The sequence below is a fragment of the Streptomyces sp. NPDC026246 genome (assembly GCF_055567995.1).
On the sequence record NZ_JBVHPJ010000005.1, the window covers coordinates 140,558 to 165,580 of the forward strand.

At 75.1% G+C, this 25,023-nt stretch carries 6 protein-coding genes; all 6 read right to left on the minus strand.

From position 1 onward, the window contains the following. Position 1: 1 nt before the first annotated feature. A complete protein-coding gene (locus tag ACZ4M5_RS15200; RefSeq protein WP_467736803.1) occupies positions 2-18,610 on the minus strand; it encodes a non-ribosomal peptide synthetase in 18,609 nt (6,202 codons plus the stop codon). A gap of 275 nt (positions 18,611-18,885) precedes the next feature. Then, positions 18,886-20,241, minus strand: coding sequence for a serine hydrolase domain-containing protein (locus tag ACZ4M5_RS15205; protein ID WP_467736805.1), 1,356 nt, complete (start codon positions 20,239-20,241; stop codon positions 18,886-18,888). Positions 20,242-20,334: 93 nt separating this feature from the next. Next, a complete protein-coding gene (locus ACZ4M5_RS15210; RefSeq protein ID WP_467736807.1) occupies positions 20,335-21,459 on the minus strand; it encodes a cytochrome P450 in 1,125 nt (374 codons plus the stop codon). Positions 21,460-22,448: 989 nt separating this feature from the next. After that, positions 22,449-22,808 (minus strand): DUF805 domain-containing protein, encoded by a 360-nt coding sequence (locus ACZ4M5_RS15215; protein ID WP_467736809.1) that lies wholly within the window; start codon positions 22,806-22,808, stop codon positions 22,449-22,451. A gap of 638 nt (positions 22,809-23,446) precedes the next feature. Beyond that, a complete protein-coding gene (locus ACZ4M5_RS15220) occupies positions 23,447-24,505 on the minus strand; it encodes a DUF6745 domain-containing protein (RefSeq protein ID WP_467737360.1) in 1,059 nt (352 codons plus the stop codon). Between the two features lie 74 nt (positions 24,506-24,579). Next, positions 24,580-24,906 (minus strand): hypothetical protein, encoded by a 327-nt coding sequence (locus ACZ4M5_RS15225; RefSeq protein ID WP_398111663.1) that lies wholly within the window; start codon positions 24,904-24,906, stop codon positions 24,580-24,582. Positions 24,907-25,023: the final 117 nt, after the last annotated feature.

The window sequence follows — 25,023 nt, forward strand, 5'->3', positions numbered from 1 at the left end:
CTCACCGTTCTTCGTGGTCGCTGTCGCCGCGTGCGGCGTCTTCGAGTTCGCTCAGCACCTGTTCCTCCACCAGGTCCGCCAGGGCGGCCACGGTGCGGTGGACCAGGACGTCGCGGGGCGTGAGGGTCACGCCGAAGGTGTCGTTGGCGCGGGAGGCGATGAGCAGGGCCCGCAGGGAGTCGCCGCCGAGGTCGAAGAAGTCGTCCTCGGCGCCCACGGTGGTGGTCTCCAGGGCCTCCTCCCACAGGGCGGCGACGGCCTCCTCGGTGGGCGTGCGGGGCGCCACGTGCCCGGCGTCCGCCTCCCGGGTCTCCGGGGCGGGGGCGGGCAGCGCGGCCCGGTCGGTCTTGCCGTTCTCCGTGAGCGGGAAGCGGTCCATCGTCACGAACGCCGAGGGCACCATGGGCCCGGGCAGGGTACGCGCGGCGAGGGCCCGCAGGTCGGCGCCGGTGGGCGGTTCGGCGCCGGGGGCGACGAGCACGTGGGCCACCAGGCGCGGCAGGCCCGGCTCGTCCTCCCGCACGCTCACCACCGCGTCCAGGACCGCCGGGTGGCGCACCAGGGTCGCCTCCACCTCGCCGGCCTCGATGCGGTGGCCGCGCAGTTTGAGCTGGTGGTCGGTGCGGCCCAGGTAGTGCAGTTCGCCGCGGGCGTCGCGGCGGACCAGGTCGCCGGTGCGGTACATACGGGCGCCGGGCGGTCCGAACGGGTCGGCGGTGAAGCGGGTCGCCGTCAGACCGGGGCGGTGCAGGTAGCCGCGGGCCAGGACCGGTCCCGCGAGCCACAGTTCGCCGGGCACGCCGTCCGGGACCGGGCGCAGCCGGGCGTCGAGGACGTAGGCCGTGGTGGCGGGCAGCGCGCGGCCGATGGGGGGCGCCTCGCCGTCCGGTGCCAGCGGGTCGGACCAGGTGGCGACGACGGTGGCCTCGGTGGGCCCGTAGGAGTTGACCATGCGGTGGTGCGGCGCCCAGCGGGCGACCAGTTCGGCCCGGCAGGCGTCCGCGCCGACGATCAGGGTGTGCAGGTCGGGCAGGGTGCCGGGAGTGTCCGGCGGGAGGGTGGCGAGCGCGGCGGGCGGCAGCAGGGTGTGCGTGATGCGCGCGTCGCGCAGCACGCCAGCCAGTTCGGCGCCGAGCAGCGGGCCCTGCTGCGGTACGACGAGGGCCGCGCCGTGCGGCAGGGACATGCACAGCTCCAGCACCGAGGCGTCGAAGCTGGGCGTGGCGAAGGCCAGGACGCGGTCCCCGGCGCCGACCTGGTAGTGCGCGGCCTCGGCGGCGGCGAACGCGGCGAGTCCCCGGTGGGTGACGACGACGCCCTTGGGGGTGCCGGTGGAGCCGGAGGTGTAGATGACGTACGCCGGGTCGTCGAGGTGCAGCGGGCGTACGCGGTCGGGGTCGGCGGGCCGGTGGTCCGGCGTGCCGTCCGGCGGTGCGGCGATAAGGCCGGCGACCTCCTCGGCGGTCAGGGTGACGGCGGGCCGCGCGTCGTGCAGCATCGTCTCCACCCGCTCGGCGGGGTAGCCGGGGTCCACCGGGAGGAACGCGGCGCCCGCCTTGGCCACGGCGAGCTGGGCGAGGACCATGTCCGCCGAGCGCGGCAGGACCAGCGCGACGATGTCGCCCGGCCCCGCACCGCGGGCGATCAGCCGGTGCGCCAGCCGGTTGGCGCGGGCCTCCACCTCGGCGAAGGTGAGCGTCGGCCCTCCCCCTTCCAGGGCGGGTTCACCGGGCCGGCGGTCGACGGCGGCCTCGATCAGTGCGGGCAGCGTCGCCGGGGGCGGCGGCGTCTGGTGCGGGCGGGCGGGTCCGTGCAGCAGCCGGTGGCGTTCGGCGGGCGGCAGCACGTCCACCGCGTGCAGTGGTGCCTCGTCGCCGGAGGCGGCCAGGGCGGTCAGGGTGTGCATCAGCCGGGCGGCCAGGGCGTCGGCGGTGGCCTCGTCGAAGTACCGCGGGTCGTAGCCGAGTTCCACGGTCAGCTCGTCCCCGGGCGAGATCACCACGGTGAGCGGGTAGTTGGTCGCCTCGCGGGCGTCCAGGCCGTGCAAGCGCACGCCGTGCGCGCCGGCGGTGGCGTCGCCGACCGGGTAGTTCTCGAACACCAGCAGGCTGTCGAACAGTGCTGTGCCCGCGGGCAGTTCGCTCCACTGGTGAAGGTCGGTCAGCGGCACGTGGTCGAAGCGCCGGTCCTCCGCGCGGGCGGCCTGCACCTCCCGCAGCCAGGCGGGGCACGGCATGGCGTCGTCCACGGTGACCCGCGCGGGCAGGGTGGTGATGAACAGGCCCGTGATGGTGTCCGCGCCCGGCAGGTCGGCGGGCCGCCCGGAGACCGTGGTGCCGAAGCACACGTCCCGCTCGCCGCCGGAGCGCGCGAGCAGCAGCGCCCAGGCGCCCTGGACCAGGGTGTTGAGGGTGAGCCGGTGGCGGCGCGCGAAGTCGGTCAGCCGGGCGGTGCCGGCCGCGTCGAGGCGCTGCGACAGCCAGGTGCCCGACCGGGCGGCGGCACCTGGGGCGGGCCTGCGGTCGTACGGCAGCGGGGTGGGCGCGGCGTACCCGGCGAGGGCGGCCTTCCAGTGCTCCTCGGCGGCGGCGCTGTCCCGGCCGGCCAGCCAGGCTGCGTAGTCCGCGAAGGGCCGCCGCGCCGGGAGACGGGGCTCGGTTCCGGCGGTGAGCGCGGCATGCGCCTCGAGGACGTCCGCCAGCACGTGGAAGACGCTCCAGCCGTCCAGCAGGACGTGGTGGAAGGTCCACACCACACGCACCTCGTCCGGGCCGAGCCGGATCAGGGTGACGCGCAGCAGCGGGGGACGGCCCAGGTCGATGCCGCGGGCCCGGTCCTCGTCGAGCAGCTGCCGCAGTGCGGTCTCACGCTCCGCCGTGCCGAGGTCGGTCCAGTCGAGCCGGGTGACGGGCAGCGGCGCGTGGCGGTGCACGGTCTGCAGCGGCACCGGAACCCCGGTCAGGGCGACGGCGGTGCGCAGCACGGGCGTGGCGTCCACGACGTGCTGCCAGGCGGCCGCGAGCAGTGCGGGGTCGCGCACGCCGTCGGCGACGAAGGTGATCTGCTCGACGTAGAGGCCCTCGCCGGGCTCGTCCATGCCGTGCACGACCATGCCGGTCTGGGTGGGGGTGAGCGGGTAGACGTCCGTCACGTCCCGGCCGTCGCCGACGAGCCGGTCGACGGCGGCCTGGTCCAGGGCGGCCAGCGGGTAGTCGGACGGGGTGCGGCCGCCCGCGCCGGGCTCGGCGCAGTGCGCGACGATCCGGCGCAGCTCCTGCGCCGTCTCCTCGGCGAGGCGGGTCACGGTCTCCGGCCGGTGCACCGCGCGGGAGTACGACCAGGTGAACTCCAGGCACTCGTCGGTGACCTGCCCGAGCACGTCGATGAGGTGCGGCCGCTCCGCCGAGCGGTCCATGCCGCCGGTCAGGCCCTCGTGGGGCGCCCGCAGCAGGCCGTCCCCGCCGGCGTTCCGGTCCTGCCGGCCGAGGTAGTTGAAGCCGATCTGCGGCAGGGCGGGCAGCCCGGCCCCCGCCGTCGGGTGCAGGTGGCGCAGCGCGCCGTAGCCCACTCCCCCGCGCGGTACGGCCCGCAGGTTCTCCTTGACGGTCTTGAGCGCGGCGCCGAGGTCGGCGTCGCGGGGCACGTCGAGGCCGACGGGGAACATGGTGGTGAACCAGCCGACGGTGCGGGAGAGGTCGGCGCCGTCGAAGAGGTCCTCGCGGCCGTGGCCCTCCAGCGCGACCACCACCCGGTCCTGTTCCGTCCAGCGGGCGAGGACCCGGCCCAGCGCGCACAGCAGGACGTCGTTGACCCGGGTGCGGTAGGCGTCGGGCACCTCCTTCAGCAGGCGCCGGGTCTCCTCGGCGCCGAGGGCCACCGTCACGGTCTCCTCGTCGGCGGCGCTGTTGCCTCCGGGCAGATCGGTCGGCAGGTCGGTGGGGTGCAGGGCGCTCCAGTGGGCGGCCTCGTAGTCGAAGCCGCCGTCGGCGGTGTGCGCGGCCAGGCGCCGGGACCAGTCGCGGAAGGACGTGGTCTTCGCGCCCAGGTCGGGGGTGCCGCCGGCGCGCAGTACGCGGTGGGCGGTCTCGAGGTCTTCGAGGATCACCCGCCAGGACACCGCGTCGACGACCAGGTGGTGGGCGGCCAGCAGCAGCACGGGCGGCCGGTCGCCGTCCCGGTGGCACAGGGCGGCCTTCAGCAGCGGCCCGCCCGCCAGGTCGAACGCGGAGCACAACTCGGTGGCCACGTCGGCCGGTTCGTCCGGGGCGTGGTGCACCTCCAGGTGCGGTGCGGCGCCGGGCGGGGTGCCCACCTGGCGCCACCGGCCGTCGCCCGAGGGCTCGTAGCGCATGCGCAGCGCGTCGTGCTGCTCCAGCACCGCCGCGAGGGCGGCGCGCAGCAGCGCCTCGTCCGTGTCGGGCGCCACCTCGAAGGAGACCGCCTGGGTGAAGCGGGCCGGGTCGCCGGTGAGGACGTCGAACAGCCAGTGCTGCACGGGAGTGAGGGGGACGTCGCCGACGACCGGGCCCTGGTCGGCCGTGGAGGTGGCGGGGCCGGCCGGTGCGGTGTCGACCGCGGCGGCCAGTTCGGCGATCGTCTGGTGGGCGAACAGGTGACGGGGCGTCAGGGTGAGACCGGCGCGGCGGGCCGCGGAGACGATCTGGATGCCGAGGATGGAGTCCCCGCCGAGCGCGAAGTAGTTGTCCGTGGCGCCCACTTCGGGCAGGCCGAGCACCTGCGCCCAGATCGCGGCGAGGGTCTGCTCGGTCGCGGTGCTCGGCGGGCGGGTGTCCCGCGCGGTGACGGCGGCGGACCACACCGGTTCGGGCAGGGCGCGGCGGTCCAGCTTGCCGGTGGCGCCCAGCGGCAGCCGCGCCAGCGGCACCACGGTCGCCGGGACCAGGTGGTCGGGCAGGGTGCGGGCGAGGAACTCCCGCAGCTCGGCCGGGGCGGGGAGGTCGCCGGCGCGGGGAACGGCGTAGCCGACCAGGCGCTTGTGACCGTCGTGCTCCACGACGCGGGCGGCGGCCGCGGCGACGTGCGGGTGCCGGGCCAACGCGGCCTCCAGCTCACCCAGTTCGATGCGGAAGCCGCGCACCTTCACCTGGTCGTCGGTGCGGCCGAGGTACAGCAGGTCGCCGACGGTGCTCCAGCGGACCAGGTCGCCGGTGCGGTACATGCGGCTGCCGGGCGGGCCGAAGGGGTCGGCGAGGAAGCGGCCGGCGGTCAGGCCGGGCCGGTTGAGGTAGCCGCGGGCCACCCCGGTGCCGGCGAGGTACAGCTCCCCGGGTGCGCCGATGGGCACGGGCCGCATGCGGGCGTCCAGGACGTAGGCGCGGGCGCCGCCGACGGGGCGGCCGATGGGCGGGACGCGGTCGGGGTCGGCCGGGTCGCAGGTGAAGGCGGTGGCGTAGACGGTGGCCTCGGTGGGGCCGTAGACGTTCATCACCCGGCAGCCGGGCACCGCCGCGCGCACCTGCCGCACGGCGCGGGCGGGCAGCGCCTCGCCGGCCAGGACGACGGTGTCGGCGCCGACGTGCACGGTGTCCTCGGCCAGGAGCCGGCCGAGGGCGGACGGGACGGCGCTGAGCAGCCCCGCCCGCCACGGCTCGGACCGCTCGGCGAGGGCCAGCAGGTCGCGGACGACCTCCACCCGGCCGCCGGCGAGCAGCGGCGAGAAGATCTCGAACACCGACACGTCGAAGTTGAGCGAGGTGGACGCCACCACGTGGGCGAGCCCGCGGCCGGTGAACTCGGCGGCAGCCCAGTCGGTCAGCGCCACCACGGAGGCGTGCGGGACCACGACGCCCTTGGGCCGGCCGGTGGAGCCGGAGGTGTGGATGACGTAGGCCGGGTGGTCCGGCAGCAGCCTGCCGCGCCGCTCGCCGTCGCCGACGGGCGCGGCGGACACGGCGGCCAGCCGGACGGCCAGGTCCGGGTCGTCCAGGGCGATCCGCATGTACGAGCCCTGCGGCAGTCGTGCGGCGGTCTCCGCGCTGGTGATCACCGCGTCGGGGCGTACGTCCTCGAAGAGGAACGCGATGCGCTCCGCCGGGTAGCCGGGGTCGACGGGCAGGTAGGCGGCGCCGCTCTTGAGGACCGCGAGGAGCGCCACGACCAGGTCGGCGGTGCGGGGCAGGGCCAGGGCGACGAACCGCTCCGGCCCGGCCCCGGCCTCGATCAGCAGGCGGGCGAGCCGGTTGGCGCGCTCGTCGAGCTGACGGTACATCAGTTCCTCGGCGCCGTGGAGGACGGCGGGCGCGCCGGGGGTGCGGGCGACCTGATTCGCGAAGGCGTCCGGGAGGGTGCGTCGCGGGAGCAGCGCCCCGGGCCCGGCGAGGCGGTCCAGTAGGCGGCGTCCGTCGGCCGGTTCGAGCGGGGCCAGGTCGGCCACAGTGCGGTCGGCGTCGGCGGCGAACTGCGTCAGGAGCGTGCGCAGGCTCGTGCCGATCCCCTCGACGGTGGCCGCGTCGAAGGCGGCCGGGTCGTAGTCGAGGCTCACGGTGACGTCGTCGCCGGGGGCGACGACCACGCTGAGCGCGTAGCTGGTCGGTTCGACGTCGCGTTCCTGCTCCACGGCCAGGCCGTGCCGGGCCAGGGCGCCCGCGTCGAACGGGTAGTTCTCGAAGACGACGATGCTGTCGAACAGGCCGGTTCCGCCCGGGACTTCGCTCCACGACTGGAGCTGGGCGAGGGACACGAAGTCGTGGCGGCGCGACTCGGACTGGGCGGCCTGCAGTTCGCGCAGCCACTCCAGCAGGGGGCGCCGCCGGTCGACGCGCAGCCGGGTGGGCAGGGTGTTGATGAACAAACCCACCATCGAGGTCACGCCGGGCAGTTCGGCCGGGCGGCCGGACACGGTCGTGCCGAAGACGACGTCGTCGCCGCCGCCGTAGTGGTGCAGCAGCAGGCCCCAGGCGCCTTGGAGCACCGTGTTGACGGTCAGCCCCGCGCGCTGGGCGGTGTCCCTGAGCCGTGCCGACACCTCCTTGCCGAGGGCCACCCGCACGGTGCCCGACGAGGACGCGCCGTGGGTGTCGGCGGGGCGCCGGTCCCGGGGCAGTTCGGTGGGCACGGCGAACCCGGCGAGGGTCTCGCGCCAGTGCTGTTCCGCCCGGGCGGTGTCCTGGGCGGCCAGCCACTCCAGGTAGCGGGCGAAGGGGGCCCGGTCGGTCACCTGCGGGGGGCGGCCGCCGGTCCGGGCCGCGTACCGCTCGCACACCTCGTCGAACACCTGGGCCGCGCTCCAGCCGTCGAGCAGCACGTGGTGGAACGTCCACACCATGCGCACCCGGTCGGGGCCAAGCCGGATCAGCGCGAGCCGCATCAGCGGGGCCGCGCCGAGATCGATGCCCGCCTCGCGGTCGGCGGCGAGCAGCATCTCCGTCTCGCGAGCGCACCACTCGGGGGGCCGTCCGGTCCAGTCGTGGTGGGTGACCGGCACGGCGGCCCGCTTCTCCACCACCTGGAGGGGTTCGGCGGTCTCCTGCCACACCAGGCGGGTGCGCAGGATCGCGTTGGCGTCCGCCGTGTCCTGCCACGCCGCGGCGAGGGCGTGCGGGTCGGTGACGCCGTGCAGGACGACCTGCACCTGGTTGACGTAGGTGCGGCCCTGCGGGTCCAGCAGGCTGTGGAACAGCATGCCCGCCTGCATCGGCGTCAGCGGGTACACGTCCTCCACGCCGCGGCCGTCGCCCGCGACCCGGTCCACGGCGGCCTGGTCGAGCCGGGCCAGCGGGAAGTCCGAGGGGGTGCGGCCGCCGGCCTGCGGGGCGGCGCAGTGGGCGACGATCTCCCCCAGGGAGCGCAGCATGTCCCCGGCGAGGGAGGTGACGGTCTCCTCGCGGTGGCGGCCGCCGCTGTAGTGCCAGATGATCTCCAACTGGTCGTCCTCGACGCGGGCCACCACGTCCAGCAGGTGCGGCCGGGGCGCCCCGGGGTCCTCCGCGCCGTCCAGGCCGCCGGGCACGGCCCGGACCAGCTCGGCGTCGGCGGCGGACCAGTCGAACCGGCCCAGGTAGTTGAAGCTGATGGCGGGCAGCGGCGCCCCGGCGAGGTGTTCGTCGCCCGCGAGGTGGCGCAGGGCGCCGTAGCCGATCCCCCGGTCGGGGACGGCCCGCAGCTGTTCCTTCACGGCCTTCAGCGCGGCGCCCCAGTCGCCGTCGGGCAGGTCGAGGGCGACGGGGAAGAGGCTGGTGAACCAGCCGACCGTGCGGGACAGGTCGAGGTCGTCGAAGTGCTGGTCCTCGCGCCCGTGGCCCTCCAGCCCGACGGCGACGGTGCTGCGGCCGGTCCAGTCGGCCAGAACGCGGCCGAGGGCGGTCAGCAGGACGTCGTCGACGCGGGTGCGGTACACGCCGGGGACCTTGCGCAGGAGGTCCTCGGTGCGCTGCCGGTCGAGGCGTACGGTCACGGCGCGCAGGTCGCCGGCGGTGTTGCCGCCGTCGAGGTCCACCGGCAGGGATGCGGCGCAGTGCCGGGAGACGTCGGCCCAGTGGGCGCGCTGCGCCACGAGGTCCGCCTCGCCGGTGCGGGCGGTGAGCCGCCGCACCCATTCCCGCACGGACGTGGTGCGCTGCGGCAGCCGGACCGGCTCGCCGGTCCGTGCCTGCCGGTAGGCGGTCTCCAGGTCCTCCAGGAGGACGCGCCAGGAGACGCCGTCGACGATCAGGTGATGGGCCGTCAGCAGCAGGCGCGGGGGCCGGCCGCCGCCGGTGAAGAGGCGCGCGGCGATCAGCGGCCCGGTGTCCAGGCGGAAGCCGGTGTGCGCCTCGTGGGTGAGGCGGGCCTCGGCCCGTGCGGCGGCCTCGGCGTCCTGGCCGCCCAGGTCGTGCGTGCGCAGCAGTTCCGGCACGTCGGCGTCCGCGGCGGTGTACTCCTGGTGCCAGGTGCCGTCGGCCCGGGTGAAGCGGGCGCGCAGGGCGTCGTGGTGGCTCCAGAGCGCGGCCAGGGCGGCGTGCAGTGCGGCCGGGTCCACGTCCTCGCCGGTCTCGACGACCACCGACTGGTTGAAGTACTCCGGGCGCGGCGGCTCGGCGTCGAGGAACCAGTGCTGGATCGGGGTGAGGGGGACCTCGCCCGTGACCGTGCCGGTGCCCGCGACGGTCGTGGCGGCGCCGGTCGAGGCGGCGGCCAGGGCGGCGAGCGTGGGGTGGCGGAACAGGTCCCTCGGGGTCAGCGCGAGCCCGGCGGTGCGGGCCCGGGAGACGACCTGGATGCTGACGATCGAGTCGCCGCCCAGCATGAAGAAGTGGTCGTCCAGGCCGACGCGTTCCACGCCCAGCAGGTCGGCCCAGATGCCGGCGAGCACCTGCTCGGCCTCGGTGCGCGGCGCGCGGTGGGCGGTGTCGGCCGCGGCCGACCACTCGGGTGCGGGCAGCCGCCGCCGGTCGACCTTGCCGTTCGTGGTCAGAGGCAGCTCGGCGAGGGGGACGAACGCGGCCGGGACCATGTAGTCGGGCAGTTCCGCGGCCACGTGGGCGCGCAGCTCGGCCGTCTGCGGCACGGCGGCGCCCAGGGCCGGCACCAGGTGCGCGACCAGGCGCTTGCGGCCCTCGTGCCGGGACACCGACACCACCGCCTCGGCGACCGCCGGGTGGGCGGTGAGCCGGGCCTCGATCTCGGCGGGTTCGACGCGGAAACCGCGGATCTTGATCTGGTCGTCGGCGCGTCCCACGAAGTGCAGGTCGCCGTCGGCGCTCCAGCGCACGATGTCGCCGGTGCGGTACATCCGTCCGCCGGGCGGCCCGTAGGGGTCGGCCAGGTAGCGGGCCGCGGTGGCGCCGGGGCGGCCGGTGTAGCCGCGGGCCAGTCCGGCGCCCGCGAGGTACAACTCGCCCGTAACCCCCGGTGGTTGCGGTTGCAGTGCGCCGTCCAGGACGTAGGCGCGGGTGTCGTCCAGGGGGCGGCCGATGGGGAGCGCCGCGGGCAGGGTGTCGCCGGCGTGGAAGGGGCGGCGGGTGGCGAAGGTGGTGGTCTCGGTCGGGCCGTAGACGTCGACGACGGTGAGGTCGGGGCAGGCGTCCAGCACGCGCCGTACGGCGGCGCCGGGCACGGCCTCGCCGCCGGTCCACACCTCGCGGGCGCCGCGCAGGCAGGCGGGGTCCTCCTGAGCGAACAGGCGGAACAGGCCGATCGTCAGGAACACGCACCGGACGCCCTGTTCGGTGATCGCGTGGCGTACGGCGGTGGCGTCCAGCTCTCCCGGCGGGGCGAGGACGGCCGTGCCGCCGCGCAGGAGGGGCACCCACAGCTCGTAGGTGGACGCGTCGAAGGCGTGCGGGGAGTGCACGAGGACGCGGTCGTGGCGCGCGAAGGCACGGTCGAGGGCGAGCGCGGCGACGTCCCGCTGCCGGACGGCCACGCCCTTGGGGTTGCCGGTGGAGCCGGAGGTGAACATGAGGTACTGGACGTTCTCCGGGTGCGCGCGCGGCAAGCCGGCGAGGTCCGCTGCGGGCCCGTCGGTGTCCAGGTCCGGGCGCAGGACGTGCCCTTCGGGGAGAAGGTCCGCGGCCGTCGCGTGCCACTCAGCGTCCGTGAGGAGCAGCTCGGCGCCGGCCTCGGCAAGCATGGTGCGCAGCCGGTCCCCGGGGGCCCGGCCGTCGAGCGGGACGTACACGCCGCCGAGGCGGGCGAGGGCGAGCTGGGCGACGACGAGGGCGGTCGAGCGGTCCATGAGCACGCCGACGGCGACCTCCGGGCGCACCCCGAGCGCGGCCAGCCGGCCGGCCAGTGCGCTCGCCCGGGCGTCGAGTTCGCCGTAGGTCAGCCGCTCCTCGCCGGCCAGCAGGGCCACGGCGTCGGGGGTGCGTTCCACCTGCGCCGCGAAGAGGTCCGCGGTGGTCGTGACGGGCGCGTCGGTGGCCGTGTCGTTCCAGGTGTGCAGCACCTGCTCGCGGCGGACGGCCGTCAGCAGGGACAGCCGGGCGGGGACGGACCCCGGGGCGGTGGCGAAGCCCTCCAGCAGGACGGTGAGGTATTCCGCCATCCGCTCGACGGTGGCGGCGTCGAACAGGTCCGGGTCGTAGCCGAGGCGCAGGGCGAGCTCCACGCCGGGGTAGGCGACCAGGCTGAGCGGGTAGTTGGTGGTCTCGATGCCCTCCAGGCCGCTCAGCCGGAGGCCGTGCGCGGCGGCGAGGTCGTCGTCCACCGGGTAGTTCTCGAACACGACGATGCTGTCGAACAGGGCGGCCCGCTCGGGCAGGTCGGTGTACGCCGTCATCCGGTGCAGCGGCACGTGGTCGTGGCGGCGGTCCTCGCTCTGCTCCTGCTGGAGCCGGGCCAGCCAGGTGAGCAGCGGCTCGTCGCGCGGCACCCGCACGCGGGTGGGCAGGGTGGCGATGAACAGGCCGGTGATGGCGTCGGAGCCGGGCAGCTCGGGCGGCCGTCCGGAGACGGTGGTGCCGAACACCACTTCCTCACACCCTGCCTGACGACTCATCAGCACCGCCCAGGCGCCCTGGACGAGCGTGTTGAGCGTCAGGCCCGCCGTCCTCGCCACGTCCAGCAGGGACTTGGTGACGGCCTCGGGCAGGGTGACGCGCACCGCCGCCGTGGACTCGGCGCGGTGGCTCTCGCGAGGCTCGCGGTCGAAGGGCAGCGCCGTCGTCTCGGTCAGGCCGTTCAGACGGGCCCGCCAGTGGCGTTCGCCCTCGATGCCGTCGGTGTGCTCCCGCAGCCAGGCGACGTAGTCGCGGAACGGGCGGCGCTCGGGCAGCGCCGGCTGTGCGGTGCCGGACAGGCCCGCGTGGCAGGCGAACACGTCGGACAGGACCTGGAACAGGCTCCAGCCGTCCAGGATCAGGTGGTCGAAGGACCACACGACGCGTACCGCGGTGTCGGAGACCCGGGCCAGCACCAGGCGCTGGAGCGGGGCGCGGGTCAGGTCGACACCCCGGGCACGGTCGCGGTCGAGAAGGTCGCGCAGCCGCTCGTCCTGCTCGGCCGCGGTCAGGCCGCGCCAGTCGGCGGACTCCACCGGTACGGCGGCCCGGCGCCGCACCACGAGCAGCGGCTCGGGCACGTCCTCCCACATCACCCGCGCACGCAGCACCGGGGTGCGGTCGGTGACGCGCTGCCAGGAGTCGGCCAGCACCGCCGGGTCGGGCACGCCGTCCAGGACGAACGTCAACTGCTGGAAGTACACGCCCCGGTCGGCCTGGGAGAGCCGGTGGAAGAGCATGCCGGCCTGCGTGGGTGTGAGCGGGTGGACGTCCTCCAGGCCCGCCGGGTCCTCCCCCGCCATCCGGTCGACGTGGCTCTGGTCGAGGCGGGCCAGCGGGAAGTCCGAGGGGGTGCGTCCGGCGGCGCCGGGACGGGCCGCGTGCCGGGCGAGCCCGGTCAGTGCGTCGGCGTAGCGCTCCGCGAGGTCGGCGACGGTCTCCGGGCGGTGCAGCGCGTCGGAGTAGAACCAGGTGAACTCCAGGCTGTCACCGTCGAGCCGCCCCACGACCTCCAGGGGATGCGGGCGGGTCGAGGCGGGGTCGGCGTCCAGCTCCAGCGGGCGCGCCAGCCGGCGGAACAGGCCCTCCTCGGAGGTCTCGGACAGGCCGAACCGGCCGAGATAGTTGAAGCTGATCTGCGCGCTGGTCGCCGGGAGCGGTGGGCCGTCGTGGCCCGGCAGGGTCAGGGCGCCGTGGCCGATGCCGTGGCGGGGCACGGCGCGCAGGTGTTCCTTGACCCGCTTGAGCACGCCGTCCCATCCGTCCTCGGGCGGGACGGCCAGGGCGACGGGGTGGCGGGTGGTGAACCAGCCGACGGTGCGGCTGGTGTCGACGTCGGCGAACAGGTCCTCGCGGCCGTGCCCCTCGACGTCGACCAGGACCCGCTCATGGCCGCTCCAGCCGCACAGCACCCGGCCGAGCGCGGCGAGCAGGACGTCGTTGGCCCGGGTGCGGTAGGTCTCGGGCAGGGTCCGCAGCAGCAGGTCGGTGTCCTCGGGGCCGATCCGCACCGTCACCGAGCGCTGGGAGGCGTAGGTGTTGGCGCCCTCCCGGTCGGTGGGCAGGGCCGCCAGGGCGCCCTCGGTCTCCCGGGTCCAGTAGGCCTTCTCCGCGGCGAAGGCGCCGCCGGCGGTGTGCGCGGCCAGGCGTTGCGCCCACTGCCGCAGCGGGGAGGACTTGCCGGGCAGCGCGGCCGTGCCGTCGCTGCCCTCGCGGCGTGCGCGGTAGGCGAGTTCGAGGTCTTCGAGGAGCAGCCGCCAGGAGACGCCGTCCACGACCAGATGGTGGACGGACAGGTGCAGGACGGGCGGCCGTCCCGCGCCCCGCTCGTGCAGGACGGCGCGCAGCAGCGGGCCGTGGTCCAGGTCGTACGGGCCGAGGTGCGGGGCGTCGGTGTCCGGGCCGGTGTGGCGGGTGAGGCGGCAGCGCGCGGCGGGGCCGTCGATCAGCCACCGGACGCCCGCCCCGTCGGCGCGGAACCGGGAGCGCAGCGCGTCGTGGTGGGCGACCACGTCGTCCAGGGCGGCCTGGAGCGCGTTCTCGTCGACGTCGGCGGGCAGTTCCAGCGACAGCGTCTGGGCGAAGTGCCCGGCCCGTTCGGCGGCGCTGTCGAACAGCCAGTGCTGGATGGGAGTCAGTGGCGCGGTGCCGGTGGCCTCGACGGGGGCGGCCGGGGCGGGCCTGCGCCGGCTGCCGGTCTCGTCGGCGCGGCGGGCCAGGGCGGCGAGCGTCTGGTGCTGGTAGACGTCTCGCGAGCTGATCGTCAGGCCCGCCTGCCGGGCCTGGGCGACGACCTGGATGCTGAGGATGGAGTCGCCGCCCAGCGCGAAGAAGTTGTCGTCCGCTCCGACGCGCTCCACGTGCAGGACGCCGGCCCAGATGGCGGCCAGGGTCCGTTCGGTGGGGGTCCGGGGCGCGACGTGGCGGGCGGCGGGTTCGGCGGGAGCCGGGTCGGGGAGCCGGCTCCGGTCCAGCTTGCCGTTGGGGTTGAGCGGCAGGGCGGGCAGCACCACGACGGCCGAGGGGACCATGTAGTCGGGCAGGGTGCGCCCGAGTTCGCGGCGTACGGCCTCGGGTTCCACGGTCGCGCCGGCGGCGGGGACGACGTATCCGGCCAGGCGGCGGTGACCGTCGCCCTCGCGGACGGTGGCAGCGGCCTCGGTGACGCCCGCGCAGCGGCGCAGAGCCTCCTCCACCTCGCCGAGTTCTATGCGGAAGCCGCGCACCTTCACCTGCTGGTCGACGCGGCCGAGGTACTCGAGCCGGCCGTCGGCGCTCCAGCGCACCAGGTCGCCCGTGCGGTACATGCGGTCCCCGGGTGCGCCGAACGGGTCGGCGACGAAGCGGGCGGCGGTCAGGCCGGGCCGGTGCAGGTAGCCGCGCGCGAGTCCGCCGCCGCCCAGGTAGAGCTCACCGGTGACGCCCGGCGGCTGGGGACGCAGCAGACGGTCCAGCACATAGGCGCGGGTGCGGGCGATGGGACGGCCGATGGGCGGGGCCTGCTCGGGGACGGTGCCGCCGGCGAACCAGGCCGTGGCGTAGACGGTGGCCTCGGTGGGGCCGTAGATGTTCACCACCTCGGCCGCGGGCATCGCGTCCTTGATGTCCCGGACGGTCCGGGCGGGCAGGGCCTCCCCGGCCAGGACGACGGTGTCCGCCTCCAGGGCGCCGTCGCCGCCGAACACCCGGGACAGCGCGGACGGCACGCCGCTGAGGAGTCCGGCCCGGCGCGGCCGGGAGCCGTCGGTGGAGTCGGCCAGCGCGGTGAGGTCGGCGATCACCTCGACGCAGCCGCCGGCCAGCAGGGGGCACAGCAGCTCGAAGACGGACACGTCGAAGTTGAGGGACGTGGAGGCGATGACGTGGGCGAAGCCGCGCGCACCGAACGTGTCCCCGGCCCAGGCGGCCAGCGTGGCCACACTGCCGTGGGTGACGACCACGCCCTTGGGCCGGCCGGTGGAGCCGGAGGTGTAGATGACGTACGCGGGATGGGACGGGAGCAGGGGTGCCGTCCGGTCGGCGTCGGTGAGGTCGGCGGCATCTCCGTGACCGGTGCCGTCCAGAGGACCGGCGTCGGCGGGTGCCACGTCCTCCAGGAGCAGTGGCACGCAGTCCGCGGGGAGCGCGTGCGCCGTTTCCCGGGTGGCCAGCACGAGCGCGGGGGCCGCGTCGGCGAGCATGAAGCGGATGCGCTCGGCCGGATAGCCGGGGTCGACGGGCAGGTACCCGGCGCCCGCCTTCAGGACGGCCCACAGCACCGGCAGCAGGTCGGCGGTGCGCGGCAGGCACAGCGCCACCAGGGACTCCGGGCCCGCGCCCCGCGCCGCCAGCAGCCGGGCGAGACGGTTGGCACGCCGGTTCAGCCCGGCGTAGTCCAGCCGGGTCGCGCCACAGGTCACCGCGGTCCGGTCGGGGGTCCGGGCCACCTGCTGCTCGAAGAGGGCGGGGAGGGTGGCGCCGCCGGCCCGGTCCGCTGCCGAGGCGGGCGGGTTCCAGGAGTCCAGGAGCACGCGCCGCTCGTCGTCGGACAGCAGCGGGAGCTCGGCGAGCGTCCGGTGCGGGCCGTCCGCCATCCCTTCGAGCAGGTGCCGCAGTTGCCGGCCCATCCGGGCCACGGTCGCCTCGTCGAACAGGTCGGTGTTGTACTCGACCGTCAGCTCGTGCCCGCCGTCGGCGCGGGGCGCGAACTCCAGCACGAGGTCGAAGCGTGCTGCCGGGCGGGGCAGCGGATGGTCGTCGATCCGTACGCCGGCGGCGACCGGCGGCCGGGCGGGGGCCGCCTGCTGCACCACCAGCGCCTGCACCAGCGGGGTGCGGCTGGGGTCTCGCGGCGGGGCCAGTTCCTCGACCACGCGGTCGAAGGGCACACCGTCGTGGGCGAACGCGTCCAGCACGGTCGCGCGCATGGTCTGCACGAACCGGTCCACCGTGGCGGCGTCGTCGACCTCGCCGCGCAGCACGACGGTGTTGGCGAAGAAGCCCGTCACATCCTCCAGTTCGCGGCGGTCCCGCCCGTTGGTGACGGTGCCGAACGCCACGTCCCGCTGCCCGGAGTAGCGGGCGAACAGCACGGCCGCCGCCGCGGCGAACACCGTGAAGACGGTGGTGTCGCGGCCCGCCGCCAGCAGCCGCAGCCGGTCCACCAGGTGGCGCGGAACGTCCAGGCGGTGTGCCGCGCCCGCAGTGGTGCGCACCGCGGGGCGCGGCCGGTCGGTGGGCAGGTCGAGTTGCTGGAGTCCGGCGAGGTGGCGTTTCCAGTAGGCGAGGTCGTCGGCGTGGGCGCCGGCGGTGTGCCGCCCGCGCTCCCACAGCGCGAAGTCCGGGTACTGCACCTCCTGTCGGGGCAGGCCGTCGGGTTCGCCCGCGGCCTCGGCGCGGTAGAGCGCCGCCAGGTCCCGGGTCAGGACCCCGACCGACCAGCCGTCGGTGACGATGTGGTGCTGGGCCAGCAGCAGCACGTGGTCCTCGGATGCCCGGCGGACGAGCAGCGCCCGTGTCAGGGGCCCGGTCGTCAGGTCGTGGGGGCGGCGCAGTTCCTCGGTGAGCAGGAGTTCGACGGCCTGGTCCCGCCGGTCGGCGGGCACCTGCCCCGCGTCGGCGGTGCGCAACGGCACGTCCGGCTCGGGGGCGACGAGTTGGACACCCTGTCCGTCGACCGTGGCGAAGGTGGTGCGCAGGGACGCGTGGCGGGCGGCGAGCCGGTGGAGGGCGCGTTGCAGGGCGGCCGTGTCGAGGGGGCCGTGCAGGCGCAGTGCGACGCCGGTGTTGTACTCGGTGCCGCCGTCGGCGAGGTCGTCGAGGAACCACAGGCGGCGCTGGGCGCTGGAGAGCGGGACGGGTCCCGGACGCGGGGCGGAGGGGATCTGCTCCGGCGGAGCGGCGGACGGCTCGCCGGTCAGCGGGGCGAGCGCGGCGACGGTCCGCGCGGTGAACACGTCGCGCAGGGACAGCCGGGCGCCGAACGCTTCCCGGACGCGGGTCAGGGTGCGGGCCGCGAGGATCGAGTCGCCGCCCAGGTCGAAGAAGTCGTCGGTGACGCCGACGGTGCCGACGCCGAGGACGTCGGCCCAGATCGCGGCCAGGGTCCGCTCGGCGTCGGTGCGCGGCGCGACGTGCTGTTCGGCAGCCGTACCGCCGGGCGCGGGCAGAGCCCGCAGGTCGATCTTGTGCTGCGGGGTCAGCGGCAGCGCGTCCAGCACCACGACGGCCGAGGGCACCATGTGGGCGGGCAGGGCCGCGGTGAGGGCGGCGCGCAGCCGGGCCGGCTCGGGTCTGCGGGCGGGGTCGGCGGGAGTGACGTAGCCGATGAGGCGGCCGCGGGCGGGTTCCTCGTCGCGGACCACGACGACGGCCTCACGGACATCCGGGTCCCGGAGCAGGGCGGCTTCGATCTCGCCGGGCTCGATGCGGAAGCCGCGGACCTTGACCTGCCGGTCGGCACGGCCGAGGAACTCCAGCTCGCCGTCGGCGCGTCGGCGCACCCGGTCGCCGGTGCGGTAGAGGCGGGCGCCGGGCGGCCCGGACGGGTGGGCGACGAACCGTGTGGCGGTGAGCCCGGGCCGGCCTAGGTAGCCGCGGGCCAGGCCGTCGCCGCCCACGTACAGTTCGCCCTCGGTGCCGGGCGGCACCGGGCGCAGCGCCGCGTCCAGGACGTGCGCCTCGGTGCCGGGCAGCGGGCCGCCGATGGCGGGTGTCCCGGTGCCGGCGGCGAGCGGTCCGGTCCAGGTGGCGACGATGGTGGCCTCGGTCGGCCCGTAGGAGTTGATCATGCGGCGGCCGGGGGCCCACCGGTCGACGAGTGCGGCCGGGCAGGCCTCGGCGCCGACGATCAGGGTGCGCAGTGAGGGCAGGCCGCCGAGGTCCGCCGGGTCGGGCAGCGTGGCGAGGGCCGCCGGCGGGATGAGGGCGTGGGTGATGCGGTGCTCGTCCAGGACGCCGGCGAGTTCGTCGCCGAGCCACGGCCCGTGCGGCGGTACGACCAGCACGGCCCCCGCCAGGACGGAGATGAACAGCTCCAGTACGGAGGCGTCGAAGCTGGGCGAGGAGAACTGCAGCACGCGGTCGCCCGGGCCGACGGCGTAGCGCTCGGCGGCCGCGGCGGCGAAACCGGCGATGCCCCGGTGGGGGACGGTGACGCCCTTGGGGGTGCCGGTGGAGCCGGAGGTGAAGATGACGTATGCGGCCTGGTCGGGGTGCACCCGGCCCGGGGGCGGGTCCGTCTCCCCGCCCTTGCCGTCCAGCAGCGCGCGGACCCGGGCCAGGTCGTCCAGGACGACGGCGGGCGCGGCGTCGGCGAGCATCAGCGCCCGCCGTTCGGCCGGGTAGCCGGGGTCGACCGGGAGGAACGCCGCGCCGGTGAGGGTGACCGCCAGCTCGGCGGCGATCAGTTCGATCGAGCGCGGCAGCACCAGCGCCACCGTCCGCTCCGGTCCGGCGCCGCGGGCGGCCAGGTGCGCGGCGAGCCGGCCGGCTCGCCGGGCGAGTTCTCCGTACGACCAGGTGCGCCGTCCGTCGGTGACCGCGGGCGCGTCCGGATCGCGCGTCACCCACCCGGTGAAGAGCTCACCGAGCGGGACGTGCCGGGTGGCGTCGCCGACGGGGGCGGGCGGCAGGGTGCCGGCCCCCGGGGGGACGGGTGTGGCGGGGCGCTGGGCGTGCAGGTCCGTCATCGGGGTGCAGTCCTTCGGGCGGGGGTGGCGCGCGGACACACCACGCCGCTCACGGGCGGCCCGGAGGCACGCCGGAGCGGAGCGGGGTCCTTGCGTACGGAGCGGGTGCGGGGCGTGGTCGGCCGTGCCGGTACCGCGTGCCGCCGGACCGTGGGGTCCGGCCGTCTACCGGTGCGGTCCGGTCCGGCACGCGGCCGGGCGGTGCCGACGGGACGCGAGGCCGCCCGGAGCCTGGGCGGCGGCGCGCGGCCGGACCGTGCCGGTGCGGCGCGCTGTCAGTCCGTGCCGGTGCGGCGCGCGGTGCGTCCGGAGATCTGCAGGCGGTCGATGACCCCGGTGGCGGGGTCGCGGTGGAATCGGCCGCCCGGCTCGATCCGGTCGGTGGCCGGGTCCACCAGGTCGCAGGACAGGTCCGGGTAGCACACCAGCGGAATGGGGCAGTCACCGTCGACGGAGAGGGTCGGCCTGCCGTCCCCGTCGAGCTTGACCGTGTACTCCGTGCCCCCGTTGCGATACCTTCCGGCGCACTCCGGGAGCGCTACGGCGGGCCCGCGGTGGGTGTCGGCGGCCCGGGCGGCGGGCACGCGGATGCCGGTCAGCCGGGCGAGTTCCGCGGTGATGTCACGCCACAGGGCGGTGGCGGCGCCGGCGTTGCCGGTGAAGGCGACGACGACCCCGCTGTCGGGGTCCGCCCGCAGGTGGCAGGAGGTGCCCTGGGCGTTGCCGTCGTGGCCGCACCACACCTGGCCGTCCTGCGTGAAGAGGGCGAGGCCGAGGCCCCAGGCGTCGGCCAGTGCGCCGGGGTCGGCGGCCGGCTCGGGGCGCCGCATCAGGTCGGCGACGCCGGCCGGCAGCGCGGCGTCCCTGCCGATCACGGCTCTGCCCAGGGCGACCAGGTCCTCGGCGCTCGCCAGCAGCGCTCCGGCCGGGGCCTCCACCGGGGCGAGGTTCTGGTGGGCCGGACGGACCAGGCCCGTGGCCGTGTTGAGGGCGTGACCGCTGGCGATCGGCCGCGCGGGGGCGGCGTCGCCGAGGAACGCGGGGACGATGCCCAGGGGTTCCAGGACGAGCGCCGCCACCGCCTCCTGCCACGTCATGCCCGTCACTTCGGACAGGATGCGGCCGGCGGCGACGTAGCCGGCGTTGGAGTAGGAAAAGGCGGTGCCCGGCGGGAACAGCGAACTCCGGGCGGTGCAGACCGCCGAGAGGTACCGGGAGGCGGTGGTGCCGACGGCGCTGTCCGAGTCGGGACCGGTGGGCAGACCGGCGGTGTGACTCAGCAGGTGACGTACCGTCACTTCGGGTATCGCGCCTGATAAGTCGGGCAGCAGTTCGCCGACGCTCTCGTCGAGGTCCAGGTCCCCGTCGTCCGCGAGGAGCAGGACGGCCGCGGCCGTGGCCGCCTTGGTGACGGAACCGAGGGGCACGGCCGTCCCGGCGGTGAACGGGGTGTTGGCCACGGCGTCGGCCGTGCCGGTGGACACGCTGAGGACGTGGGTGCCCGTGTGGACGGCCAACTGGGCACCGGGCACGCGGTGGATGCGTGCGAGGGCGTCCAGGTGGCCGCGCAACTCGTGGTGCGAGGGGGACGATGGCCTGGCTGTGGCCGGGGCGGCGGTCGGATAGGGCATGGGGAGACGACTCCTGGTGTGAGCGGGTGCGAGGAGGGGGGACGCGGCCGGCCCGTCGGGGTGAGCGGTGCGGGGCGTGCGCGTCGACGTGCTCTACGGCCTGGTGACGGCGATCGGCAGATGGCGCACGCCGACGATGACGGCCGGGTTCTGGTACGCGACGTCGTCGTACGAGGGCACCGCGAGGGAGGAGAAACGTTCCATCATCATCTGGAGCGCGATACGGGCTTCCAGGCGGGCCAGCGGGGCGCCGAAACAGAAGTGGATGCCGTGACCGAAGGTCAGATGGGGATTGGGGTCACGGGCCGGGTCGAAGACGTCCGGCGCGGTGAAGCGCGCGGGGTCGCGGTTGGCGGCCCCCAGGTGCACCATCAGCAGGGTGTCGGCCGGGATCTCGTGGCCGCCGAGCGTCACGGGGCGGGTGGTGCGCCGGCCCAGCTCGGGGAAGGGCGGCAGCCAGCGCAGAACCTCCTCCACGGCGTCCGGCACCCGGTCCGGGTCCTTGCGCAGAGCGGCGAGCGTGCCGGGGTGCCGGTCGAAGGCGACCAGGGCGTTGCCGAGCAGAGCGGTGGTGGTGATGTGGCCCGCCACCAGCAGCAGGGCGACGAACCCGACGATCTCCTGGTCCTGCAGCCGTGTTCCGTCGACCTCGGCGCCGAGGAGTCTGCTGGTCAGGTCGTCCCCGGGATGGGCGCGGCGGTGCCGGATGTGGTCCAGGACGTAGCCGTTCATCTCGCGCACGGTCGGGGCGATGGCCTCCAGCGCCCGTTCCAGGTCGGCCATGTCGAGGCTGTCGCCGAGCTGTTCGCCTCCGAAGAGGGTCGCGGCCCACTCCTGGAACAGCTTGTGGTCCTCGGCGGGGATACCGAGGAGTTCGGCGATCACGATGATCGGCAGGGGGTAGGCGAGCGTGTCGACCAGGTCGAAGCGGTCGCGGTCGGCGACTCCGTCGAACAGCCGCGCGCAGATGGCCTCGATGCGCGGTGCGAGTCCGTGGACCACGCGCGGGGTGAAGGCCTGGCTCACCAGGGTGCGCAGCTTGCGGTGCTCCGGCGGGTCCATGCCGACGAAATTGCCCTGGGTGAAGGCCTCGAAGTCCTCCTGGGTGGGGGCGATCGGCGTCATGTCGGAGGAGTACGTCGCCGGGTCGGACAGGATCGACGAGACGCCCTGGTGGTCCACGACGTGCCACTGCCGCCGTTCCTCGTCGAACGTCACGGGGCCGGCGTCGCGTAAGGACCGCCATCGCTCGGGTAACTCGTCAAGTGGCGATCCGGCACCGGTCAGTTGTGTGCTTGTCACCGTTTCTCCTTGGATGGGGACGCGCGGGCCCGTGCGGTGGGCAACCGTCGTCGCGCCGTGGCCGGCCGCGGGCAGCGGTGGCCGTGCGGGCGCGGGCCATCGATGTGGCACCGCGGGCAGATGTTCGCTCGACGTCGGGCGGCCGGTGCGCGGCTCGGCCGGGCGGGCCGGAGCAGCCGGTGCGACCAGCTCGGCGGATGCGACCCGGCCGGTCAACTCGGTCGGGGCGACCGGCTGGAGGCGGCCGGCGATCCGCCGCTCAGGGCAGGTCGAGCCGGGGCGTCAGCGGACCTGAGGGCGGAACGGGGACGGTGGGGCGGCGGTTCCGAGCGGGCCGGACGCCCGCCGAGCAGCGGACAGGCCCGTACGTGCGCAGCCTGGCAACACGCGCCCAGGGCACCTAGCAGACACCACCACGTCCCCCCAGTGACTTCCCCCGCGCAGTGGCCTGCACGGGACTCCTCTGTCCCTTGACTCACGTGCCAAGAACGCGCTTCGACACGATCCTCCCGGGCCGAGTGCGCTCACAGTTTTCACGTTGGGTCACTGGATGGCAACCCCCCGAAATCGAAGGGGAGATGGCCGTTCAGCACCCACCAATGAGGGCGTGTATCCCGGGGGTTCACCCTCAAACCGGGGTCACGGAGAAAAAGTCGGGCCGAGCCGGAACGCCCCGAGGCCACCTCCGACCACCCTGGCCGTTCCGGCCACACAGCCACCACTCCGCCGGTTCGGCCGAATCAGGTGTTGACTGCCGCCCGGACGGCTGCGGCGCCACCCGCTCCGGCACGGTGGGAGCAGTCCCAGGCCGGCAAGAGGACGTCGGCCCCACCTGCGGCGCCGGCGGCGAAAACGAGCCGAGGCCGCCCGGAAGACGGGCGGCCTCGGCGTGTTGCCTGGACGGATCAGGCGGGGGAACCGGCGAACTTGGGGTTGGGGCCGTACTCGTTGTGGCCGGCCTCGCCCTCGATGCAGAGGAAGACCAGCAGGACGATCCCGCCGACGAGCGGAACGAGGCCGATCAGGATCCACCAGCCGCTGCGGTTGGTGTCGTGCAGCCGTCGGACGCTGACGCCCAGGCTCGGCAGCAGCAGGCCGAGTGCCAGCACGAGGCTCAGGATCTGCGACCCGAAGACCACCGCGTCGATGATCGAGGCCACGATCGCGAAGATGACGTAGAAGAGCGCGTACATCCAGTACTCCTTGCGACGCGCACGCCCGCTGAATACCGCGTACTTCTTCACGACTTCGATGAACCAGTTCATTGCGTCCCCCCAGGGATCGATTGCGAAGGCCGCACCGCTCGGATTCGGCCAGACGCAGACCGTACGGAGGTGACGGGGCCGCGTCAAAGCAGTTAGCGTCCACCGGCGGCGTCGCCCACCTGCGCCCCTCAAGGCTCGTCAGGGGAGGCCGAGAGGCCGGCGTTTCCGGACACATCCCACCAAGATCACCGGTATCACGGAGGACGAGTCACTCAACAACGGCTCACAGAGCCCTCTCCGACACCTCGTGGCGTCCGAAACGTATGCGATCTGTGTGCGATCCGTTGCCTCTTCTCCACAGTCCCGAAGCCGAAACGATCTCCGAACGTTGCCCTCCGCGCCTCCTGAGCCTCACGCGCACCGCCCTCGGCTGGTGCGCCGTCAGGGCCGGCCGCTCGCGCACGGGGGCACGGCGGGTTCACTCGCCCCGGGCGTCGAGGCCCTCGCCACCGTTTCGGCCTCGCTTCCCCAGGACGCGGTCGCGCAGAAGCTCGTACTCATGGTGGAGCCGGCGCCCTTCGATCATGGGAGGTCGAGTGATCACGGTGGCTGCGACGGCTACTCCTTCTCGCTGGGCGCCACCCGCACCGGCCCCAAACCCGGCCGTGTTCCGGCTCCGTTCACGGGCGGCCAAGCCCTCAGGTCTCCCGCAACGGCGCGTATACCTCCGCTCCCAAGCCGAACGTCCAGGCGACGCCCTCCCTCGCGGTCCTGGTCGCCGGCGGGACGCGAAGCCAGTAGGTGCGCCGGGTGCCGTCCGGTTCCGGCGTCGAGTTGAGCACCTCCACCATCACCACCGGCTCGTCGTCGGGCAGATCGATCCGCCACAGCGTGCCCGTCTCGTCGCGGTGCACGGGACGCGCACCGGAGTCCGCGAGGTAGCGCTCGTACCCGTAGTACTCCAGCATCACGCGGCGCAGTTCGGCGTTCTCCTCGTCCCGGATGCGGCTCGGCGTCAGCGAGGGCAGCTCCGTGAGGAAGGCGGCGGGCACCGGCATGCCGCGCCAGGCATGCAGGGCGAACCCGTCCGGGTACGCCAGTGCGGGGCCGTCACCGCGGTCGAGGCGGCCGGCCTCGTCCCGGTGCAGTGCCACCGGGCGTTCCGACACCACCGCGACCCGGGCGAAGGGCCACCACCAGCCCGCGCTGCGGCAGACCTCGGCCAGCGCGCCCAGCGGACCGTCATGGGTGGGGAAGGCGGCCAGCCACGGCGCGTCGTGCTGCCCCAGCACCGCGTCCAGGAGGAGCAGCCGCACCTGGGCGGCCTCCGCGTCCGTGTCCCGGCCGACCAGGTCCTCCAGCACACCGGCCCGGATCCGATCCACCAGCGCCTGGGTGGACTCCCACAGCCGCCCGCCGGTCGCCGTCCAGTGGGCGGACCAGCCCGCGGCCCCCAACTCGGCCTGCCGCCGCAGCCTTTCCCGCGCCCACGGCGCACTGCGGACCGCCTCGCGCACACTGGGGCCCCGGTCGGTGAGCTGCCGGATCACCGTCACGGCCGCGCGCGGGGAGTCCACCCACACCACCACCTCCGGTTCGGCCAGGCCCGCCAGCCGGTAGGCGCGCCGGACCCCCGCCTCGGCGGCGGGGCGGTCGGCGCGGGCGATCGCCGTGGCCCGGGCGCGCCACGCGCCCAGCCCGTCCGCCCCGGCCTCCGGCCGCCTCTCGTCACCGGTCCGGCCGGCCGCTCCGCTCATCTCGTGGACGCCCGTCCGGCCGTCCGTCCTGGTCGTCGGCATGTCTTCCTCCCCCAATTCCTTCGGCACAGTGGTCAGTCGGCGACGATCCGGACGGACCCCGGCACGTACTCCCGCTGTCTGACCACCCGGTACCAGCCCTTGGGCAGTGCGATCGCCGCATGCTCCTCGTGGACGACCCGGCCCCCTTGCGGCAGGTGCAGCAGCAGCGGACCGTACGGCCCGGGCTCGCGCACCAACTCCCCCGGCCCCACCACCGCGTGGGCGTGCCCGGTCACCTCGCCGAGCGCCAGCACCAGCCGGCCGCGCCCGTCCCGCCGCTCCCTCGGCGCGTGCGTCACGTGCTCCGGTACCGCCTCCCGCGCCACGGGCACGATCAGCACGTCTCCCTGCCGGTACATACCTCGCCCCTCACCGCCGGGTGCACCACGCACCGGCCTCATGACCACGACCGTAGGGGCCGCCACTGACAACGCCCCGAAAGCCGCCCCACCGTCCTTCGCTGTCAGTGGCGGTTG